Here is an 8799-nt window from a genome sequence, read left to right as displayed (position 1 = left end):
CTCCTCGCCCGGGGACTCCTTTTCGTCCTTCTCCTTCTCCTTGTCCTCGCCCTCCTTGTCCTCCTTGCCCTTCTCCTTGTCCTTCTCCTCCTCGGGAGACTTCTCCTCGCCCGGGGACTCCTTTTCGTCCTTCTCCTTCTCCTTGTCCTCGCCCTCCTTGTCCTCCTTGCCCTTCTCCTTGTCCTTCTCCTCCTCGGGTGACGTCTCCTCGCCCGGGGACTCCTCCTTCGGTGCTTCGGTGTCGGGCGGAGGCAGCGTCGGCGGCGTTCCGGGGATTTGGCCCTTCGGGGCCGGGACTTCGCGGTCGTTCCTGCCCTGCGGGTCTCCGCTCGCGCGCTCGAACCACGTCTTGCGCTCGGGGTCGAACATCGCAACTGTCTTCATCGGCTTCTCGGCGGGCTTGACCTCGACGATGGCGGAGGGCTTGAACGACGACCACTTCTCGCCCGTGAACTTCTGCTCGCCCTCCATCTCGGCGGGCGGGGTCAGGGGGTTGCCGCAGGCGCAGCGGACGCGCGGCACGCCGCGGTCGTCGATCAGGACCGCCGTGCCGGCCTGGAGGATCGCCTGGTAGCTGGTGGCTTCCTGGTTCTTGTACCCGTGGTTGGTGACCCGCGTGTCCCAGGTCAGCCGGGCGGGCAGCAGCGACCGCAGATAGGCGGGGATGTCGGACCGCTGGATACCCAGGACCGCTGCGAAAGCCGTCCCTTTGCCGCTGTTCTGCACGAGGAACGTGATCTGCTTCTCGACGTCACAGCTCGCGACGTGCTGTGTGCCGCCGTACAGCCCGGGGTGCGAACCGTCGACTTCCAGGGTGCCCGTGCCGTTCCCGCCACCCCTCGACGTATCAGACGTTGCGGCATGGGACGCCTCCGCCGCCGTGGCCGTCGACGGCGTGAACGGGTCGGAGCCGGCCGCCAGGGTGCTCTGGAGGACGACCTCTCCGACACCCTTGCTCCCACCCACGAGCGTGTAGGTGAGGATCACGGCCAGCGCCACGACCACCGCGGTGCCGGCGCTCACCAGGGTGCCGCGCGCCCGCCACCAGGACGGCGGCCATCCGCGGCCCCGGCCCGGCTTGCCCGACTCACCCGGTCCGCCGGTGTCGCCCGGCGGACCGGGAGGCGGTGGTGGGGGCGGAGGCTCCGACGGTGGTGGAGGCCCCGACGACGACGGCGGAGGCGGGGGCTCCGGAAGGTGCGGATCCGTCGGCCGGCCGGACAGCGGGCCGGACGGAGGGCCTGTGGGGCGCTCGGACGAAGGAGGAGGTAGGGAACTCACGACGCTCTCCCCAGGCGTGGGGGATCAGGAAAATGATGTTTGTTCGCGTCCGCCCTCCCTACATCCATTATGGGCACCACAGGAATCATGCTCGGTCTCCTACCGCGAGAAAGGGGCCGCGTGCTTCTGAGTGAGCGCGCCTCTCCAGTAGGCCCCGGCCCTCGGATCCCCGTCATGCCGCTGCTTTTCGGGGCTTGACAGCTGGAACAGATGAATGCGGAACCAGAAAACCCGGAAGAAAAAACGCGGCCCCGGCCGGCTCTGAAGCCGGCCGGGTCCGCGTCGTCGTCCGAGCCTGCTGGTCGGCCCCGCGTCGTTCCGCGCCTGACGGTCAGCCCCGCTTGCCCCTTACCAGCGTCCGGCGGAAGCGGGCCGCGGGACCCGGGGCGGCGCCGCCGGGGAGGTCGAGCTCGGTCAGCCGGGCGCGCGGGAAGTAACGGGCGGCTGCGCTGTCGTCGCCGCGGCGGTCGTCGAGAAGACTGACGGCCTCGGCCCGCAGGCCGCGGTGGAGATTCGGCTGCATGCAGTAGCCCACCGCCCGGATCAGCGGCTCCAGCGTGTCCGGTGCGGCGCCGGGCACGGCGGGGGCCGCGCCCAGTTCCAGGTCCGGCACCAGGTGGTCCACGATGACCAGCGGGATCCGGTTGCTGTTCTCGTACGGTGCGAGCCGCTCCAGGACCATCTCGGTGCCGACCCTCGCGACGGGGATGTCGTAGTACACGGAAGCCGTGAGCATCGCGGTGGAGAAGCAGCCGACGACCAGCTGCGGGCGGCAGCGCTCGTAGAAGGTCTCCGCGAGCAGCGGACCGTCCAGGACGGTCAGCTTCACGCCGGCTTCCGCGGCCGCCTCGTTCAGGGCGAGCGAGTAGCGCGCGGGCGCGGTCGGGTGCGGCTTGAAGATCACCGACTGGTGTCCGGCGGCCGCGGCGCCGCGCAGCATGCGGACGTGAAGATCCTCTTCCTCCTCGGCCGTGATGATGCCCAGCGCGGCCATGTACTGGCCCAGCAGCAGGGCCGTGGGGGCGGCCTCGACCGCCCTCATCACCTGGCTGTCCTCCGCGGCCGAGCCCGCGATCTCCGCCAGCACCTTGCGGAAGGCGTCGTCCGGTACGAGCTCCGGCTCGACGCCGAACTCGGACAGCAGCAGCGGACGCAGGCCCGGGACCAGGTCGAGGTGGAGGAGCCGCTGGATGCGGCACGCGATCTGCTGCGGCAGTTCGTCGCGCGTCGGGCCGTAGCTCATGAGGCCGTCCGCGTACACCTGGACGGGGCTCTCGGCGAAGATCGCGGCGAGTGCCCTGCCGGGGTTGACCTGGATCGACTCGACGATCAGCTCGACCGGCCCGCTGCCCAGTCCCCAGGCCGTCCGGAACGCCCGCTGCCACAGCGGGACCTCGTCCGTGCGCGGCCCCCAGGAGCCGGGGTGGTTGGGTCGGATGGCCTCGTTCCAGTCGATCACTTCGTCGAATCGGGCCGCGATCCGGCCGTAGCCGGTCATCGATTCGAGCCGCAGGGCCGTCTCCGGGACTTCGGCGTTGTTCGAGACCAGCAGGATCCGGCGGACCCCCTCGCGCGGGCCGAACCGAGCGGCATCGAGTGCCGCCGCCAGGGTGGCGGCTCCGTAGAGCGTCGAGACCTCGAAGATCTGCGTGCGCAGGTGCGTGTCCATGGGTCAGGCGGCCCTTCCCGCGTCGCGCAGACTCTGGAGCATCGTGCTGCGTCTGGTGTCCATCGTGGCGAGTGTCCGGTCCAGCACCTGCTGGGGCATGCGTCCGAGCGCGTCGGTGACGTTGTGCCTGAGCCGCTTGGCCACGGCCGGCTCGTACTGGTCCGCCTTGGCCATGTGGAAAGCGATCATGGCGCAGTAGGTCCGTACGGCCTTCGGCAGAAAGCGGTCGGCCTCGGCGTCCTGGGCCACGTCCTCGAGCAAGGTGTCGTACGAGGGGATGAAGTCCAGCTGGCGGTTGTCCGTGATCTGCGTGAGAGATGTGGTGACGCCGCGCCGGTAGAAGGCGCCGTGCAGCGAGAGTGCCGCGTACGACGTGGCCTTCAGGTGCAGGCGCCAGATCCACAGCCGGTCTTCCGCCGTGCGCAGTTTCGTCTCGAATCGCGACGCGCCGTCGGCGAAGAGATGGCCGCTGTAGATGCCGAACGGGACGAAGGGGTAGTCCACCATCGTGACCATGGTGGCGGGGGCGATCCCGTCCCGGGGGTCCATCACCGTGTCGCGCTGCTTGGCCGGCGCGTAGCGGATGCTGCGCGTCCTGCCGGTCGCCAGCACATGGTCGGTACGGGCGAAGTCGCAGCCCAGCCTCTCCATACCCTGCACCATGGCACGCAGATGGCCGGGGGCGTACCAGTCGTCGCCGTCCAGGAACGTGACGTAGTCACCGGTCGCCGCGTCGATGCCGGTGTTGCGCGCCTGGGCCACACCCCGGTTCGTCTCGTGGCGGATCACCCTGGCGTTGGGAATCCGGCTCTGCCAGCGGTCGAGCACTTCCGGTGTGGCATCCGTCGAGCAGTCGTCGACCAGCAGGAACTCGAAGTCCGGGTCCGCGTTGCGCGCGAGGCTGCGCATGGTGTCGGGGGCATAGATCCCGACATTGTGGAGCGGGACCACGACGGACAGTTTCGGCACACGGATTCCAAACACTCGAACGCCACTCTTCTCAGCAGAATATGCAGCCCGTTACCCGGCAGGACGAGCCGAATTTGCATTCCAGGTGAACTCTTTCCGTCCTGCGAACAAACCGGGGTCGGCTTCCTCACTCGACGGCCGCTCCCGGGGGTCTGCGCGAACGCCGGTGCAGGATTGCGACGGCCACGAGGGAGAGCAGCGCGGCGGCGCCGACCGCGCCTCCCAGCCGCAGCCCCGGAGGCCGGAACGTGCAGCTGATCGATGTCGTCCTGCCGCCGGTACCCCGGGCGTCGGCGGCCTTGCCGTCGAGCGGGACGGCCAGCATGCCCAGATACCTCTCGGCAGGCGCGGGGGCCGCATCGCCTGCGGCGCACATCCATCCGGAGATCCGCGGTGCGGCGATGACGGCGGTTCCGGTGCTGCCTGCGGGCAGCTCTGCGGAGATGGTGTGGCCGGAGACGTGCACGCTGGTGGCGCCGGTCGCCGTCAGCTGTCGTACGGCCGAGTCCAGCCGTTCCCGGACCAGACACCCGACCGGCTGTCGCGGCAGGACCGGCTTGGCCGAGGGACGCAGGTCGATCCGTACCGAACCGGACGCGGGGACGACGCCGAGGGACTGCATCGCCCCCTGCACGGCGGGCAGCTTGCCGGAGAACGGGACCGGCTGCCGGCCGCTCAGTGCGGCACTGCCCCGGTACTCGGGCGCCCAGAAGTAGACCTGCGAACCGGCAGTGCACGTGGCCGTCAGCGTGACCGCGCCCTCTGCCTCGTTCGTGCGCTCCAGGTCGCCCGGCACGTCGTACACCGTGGCGCCGAGCAGCAACTCCTGGTTGGCGAAGGCGGAGTCGCCGAAACGGACGCCCCGGTCCGCGAGCCGCACGCCCGGACGGACGGTGACCAGCGGCGGCACGGCCGTGTCGGTGGAGGTGATCGCGGCCTCGGGGAGCGTGTCCGTCCGTACGGGCGCCGTGGGCGACGAGTGCATACGGGTGCCGATGGAGAAGATCGCGTCGGTCACCGGGTTGTCCAGGCTGACCGGATGCCGGCCCTTGGCGTAGTAGCCGAAGCCGAGCGAGGCGAGCGTGCTGGTGTAGACCTCAGCGGTCAGGCTGCTGTAATAGTCGGCGCCCTGTCCGCCGACCAGCAGGACGTCGTTGCCGCCCGGCACCTCGCCGGGGTCGGTGCGGTGCCGCGGCCAGGCGTCCTTCTGTTCGGTCGCCCGCGCCATGTCCTCGTGCCAGGGGCCCAGTCGAGGGGCCCACGAGACGCGCGCCAGCTGCCGCTGCTCGATACGTGCCCCCGAGATCGCGGCCTCACCGGCCTGGGCGACGACGAGGAGGGCGACGGCCACGACCGGCAGGGCCCGGGCGCCGATGCCGTACCGCCTGGCGAGCAGGACGGCCGCGGCGGCCGACAGCGCGAGTGCCGCGGCGAAGGCGAAGGCGGGGTAGGTCCACCGGTCGATGTCCGGCGTCCCGCGGGTCGCGAGGACCAGCACGGCCAGCAGCGCGGCGGCGCCCAGCAGCGCGGGCATCCGGGGCAGTCCCCGGGCCGTCGACAGCCAGGCCGCGATCAGGAGCAGGCCGCAGAGCACGAAGGTCTGGCGGTAGGGGATGCCGTTGGGCGACGCGCCGGCGTGCCAGAGCAGATGGGTGGGCTCCCACTGCAGGGACAGCGTCACCAGGCAGATCGCGGCCGTCCAGGCGATCCGGACCCGCGGGGCCACAGCCCGGTTGAAGGGCAGGGTGAGAGCCAGCGCGAGGGCTGGGGTGCCGATGTAGAGCGCGGGTGTCGCCACGCTCGACGTTCCCGGCAGGAGCCTGGCCACCACATCCGCCCAGGCCGCGGCCGAGAAGGTCACCACGGGCGTCGGGTCCGCCACGCGGGTGCCCATGTAGACGACCACGACGAGCGGTGCGGCGAGGCCGATGCCCACGGCCACGCCGCGCACGGCACGCAGTAGGCCCGCGAGCCGCCGGCGGCCGTCGTCGTCGGCGGTGAGCAGCCGGACCACGAGCACGACGGCCGCGCCGATGGTCGCCATGTACGCGGTGTAGAAGTTCGCGGTCCAGGCCAGCGCCACGACCAGCGGACCCAGCACGGGGCGGCGCCCGGCACGCGCCCACTCGCCGACCAGGCACAGCAGTGGGAAGGCCAGCAGGCCGTCCAGCCACATCGGAACGGTGGCGCCGTAGTTGAAGGTCCAGCCGGACAGGGCGTACGCGGCCCCCAGCACGGCGGCCACCGGCCACGGGCCGCGGCGGAGCCTGAGCAGCAGCACGGCCATCGCGGCACCGGCCGCGATGATCTTGGCGACGGTGATGACGTACAGGGCGAGTTCGATCCGGTCCGCCGGGAAGAGCACGACCGCAAGGTCGAACGGGCTGCTCAGATACGTGCCGAAGTCACCGAGGAAGTTGGAGCCGAAACCCGAGGTCCAGTTCAGGAACATGTCGCCGTCGGCGCCGCCGAGCAGCAACGTCCGCCAGTACGCGTGGTAGGGCAGGTACTGCTGGCCGAGGTCGACGATGTTGCGGGTCGTGGGGCCGAACGGATAGCTGCCGGCCAGCAGTCCGCCGAGGCAGAAGACGACGCAGGTCAGCAGGGCGGCGCTGACCGCGGCCCGGAGCCGCACGCTGCGCCGGGACCTGAGCAGGAGACCCCGCACGCCGCCGGCGACGCCCGGGCCGCCGGAGCCGCCGGGCTGCTCGCGCGTGGTCTCGTCCGCCGTCTCGGGTCGCTCGCCTGTGGTCGTCCCGTGCTCGCCTTGGGCGGGCACGGCCTCGGCAGCAGGTGGCACACGTCCTCCGGGGTTGTGGTGCGCGGCGCGCGGCTGCGCGCAGGCCCGTGGCCGTGTCGTCGCACGGGCCGTGGGTCATTACCGCCGAACCGGGCGACCCGAATCCGATCGCCATTCAAATCCTGGGCGCACCGGAGGTGAATGCCCGGTGCCGACCGGTGCCGACCGGTGACAGGTGGCCCTGCGCACCGCGAGCCCGCCTCTCACCGGCCGGCAGTGGGCCGGGGCGGGGCGGGCTCGCGGGGTTTCACGCCCGGTAGATGAGCGTGGTCCTGAACGCGGACCTGTCGTTCTGCACGCCCTCGACCTCGACGCGTGTGACGCCCTCGGCGGCCTCCCGTACGACTTCCGCGTCGATCCAGCACGCGGCGTCGAACTCGACGTAGCGCTCGAAGGTGCTGGCCGTGCAGATCGGCACGATGCCCTCGAATCCGGTGGCGGCGTGGGCGGCCTGGTACGCGGCCTCGATCAGGGCCAGGCCCGGGACGTGGTCGACCGGGTGGTCGTACAGATCGGTGTTGCCGACGTCCATCCGCAGCTGCCAGCGGCCGGGCCGGTCCGCCGGCGCGAGGACCACGGCGGAGGCGTCGGGGCGTCCCACGGTGGCTGCCGGTACCGGCGCGGGGACGGGTGCCTCGCCCCAGGCGACGGTCAGGTGCTCGCCTCGCAGGCGGCGGTAGACGGCGGGTGAGACCCAGCTGAAGTCGACCACCGAATCGAGGACCGTGTGGTCCTCGTGGACAGCGGTGAGTTCGATCCGCATCGACCGCTGGCCGGTGGACTTGCAGGCCAGTTTCACAAACAGGTCGGCCGGTGTTTTTCGGGGAACCCGATAGCACTCGGCCACGGAGAAGTCCATCCGCTCCATGAGCGTCTGGGACGTCATCGGGACGGCCCGTTCGGCGTGGGCGACGACCAGACAACTCTGCCTGATCGTCTGGGTGATGAGCATCGGGTCGTCGTGCGCGTCGTGCGGCGCCTCGGGCCAACGGGCCGTGACCGCATAGGTGTCGCTGCCGAGCGAGGCCCATCCGGTCAGGAGAACGGCCTCCTCCCGGTGCAGGTGCACGTACTCCTTCGGTACGGCGGCCGTGCGCTCCCCCGCAGCCGGCCCCGAGACTTCGGACAGTCCCGATAACGCCGATAACACGCCCGGTATATGCGAGTTGTCGCTGCCCCCGGAAGCAATGGCGTCCGACATGATCCCCCCTGGCTTGGTCTGTGGTTGGCTTCGCTAGGACCAACGCGTCTAAGATACCGGGCCGCCGGTCTTTTTCAAGGGACACGTCTTTAACACAGGGAGAACAGCGTGGCGCGCCAGGAGAGAGCCATCCGGACCCGCAGGGCGATCCTCGAAGCCGCGGCGGCCGTCTTCGCCGAGCGGGGCTACGAGGCGGCGACCATCTCCGACGTCCTGGAGCGGGCCGAAGTCACCAAGGGTGCCCTCTACTTCCACTTCCCTTCCAAGGAGGATCTGGCGCGGGGCGTCCTCGACGAGGCGGTGACCACCGAAGGCGTACGCCCCCAGAGCATCAAGCTCCAGGAACTGGTCGACGCGATGCTGCTCATCGCCTACCGCCTCCCCCGGGAGCCCATGCTCAGCGCGGCCCTGCGCATGGCGGTGGACCTGGAGTCCCGCCGGCTCTTCGGCACCCGGTGGCCGGACTGGACCGAACTCCTCGCGGGCCTGCTGAGGGAGGCCCGGGAGCGCGGCGAGACCCACCCGCACCTCGACGAGACGGAGGTCGCCCGCATCATCGTCTGTGCCTGGACCGGCGTTCGCGTGGTGACCGAAGGGCTGCCGGAGGAGTACGACCTGCCGCACGAGATCGCCACCATGTTCCAGATGATGCTGCCCAGCATCGCCGTGCCCACGGTCCTCGCCCGGCTGGAGGTCACGTCCGAGCGTGCCACCCGCCTCGTCGCCAACCTGGCGGAGGACCGGCTCAAGGAGGAGTGGGACGTGCAGCAGGACACGGGCACGGTCGGGTCATAGCGGGCGGCCGCTGCGACGACCGCCGCGACGGCACCCAGCCGGGATCCATCCGGGATCACCAGGGGTCCGCGCGGTTTGTTTCAG

Annotated in this window: 6 protein-coding genes; 1 reads left to right on the top strand and 5 read right to left on the bottom strand. The window is 70.8% G+C overall.

All coding sequences use genetic code 11. The features are described from left to right. From ACWCP0_RS38875 to ACWCP0_RS38855, 5 genes are all read right to left on the bottom strand, one after another. A partial coding sequence (locus ACWCP0_RS38875; protein ID WP_451083449.1) for a DUF6777 domain-containing protein occupies window positions 1-1023 on the bottom strand: 1023 nt, incomplete at its 3' end. 589 nt (window positions 1024-1612) lie between these two features. Beyond that, on the bottom strand, window positions 1613-2950 hold the full coding sequence (locus ACWCP0_RS38870; protein WP_451083448.1) for a polysialyltransferase family glycosyltransferase: 1338 nt from the start codon (window positions 2948-2950) through the stop codon (window positions 1613-1615). A gap of 3 nt (window positions 2951-2953) precedes the next feature. Continuing rightward, on the bottom strand, window positions 2954-3919 hold the full coding sequence (locus ACWCP0_RS38865; protein ID WP_451083447.1) for a glycosyltransferase family 2 protein: 966 nt from the start codon (window positions 3917-3919) through the stop codon (window positions 2954-2956). 127 nt (window positions 3920-4046) lie between these two features. Beyond that, complete coding sequence (locus ACWCP0_RS38860) at window positions 4047-6719, bottom strand: YfhO family protein (RefSeq protein WP_451083446.1); 2673 nt, start codon at window positions 6717-6719, stop codon at window positions 4047-4049. Window positions 6720-6966: 247 nt separating this feature from the next. Continuing rightward, complete coding sequence (locus tag ACWCP0_RS38855) at window positions 6967-7920, bottom strand: ScbA/BarX family gamma-butyrolactone biosynthesis protein (protein ID WP_451083445.1); 954 nt, start codon at window positions 7918-7920, stop codon at window positions 6967-6969. A gap of 108 nt (window positions 7921-8028) precedes the next feature. On the opposite strand from ACWCP0_RS38855, the gene ACWCP0_RS38850 reads away from it, so the two are divergent. Next, on the top strand, window positions 8029-8715 hold the full coding sequence (locus tag ACWCP0_RS38850; protein ID WP_451083444.1) for a ScbR family autoregulator-binding transcription factor: 687 nt from the start codon (window positions 8029-8031) through the stop codon (window positions 8713-8715). The last annotated feature ends 84 nt before the right edge of the window (window positions 8716-8799 follow it).

It is taken from the genome of Streptomyces sp. NPDC001970, assembly GCF_053594115.1.
This window is presented reverse-complemented; position numbering and strand designations above follow the sequence as displayed.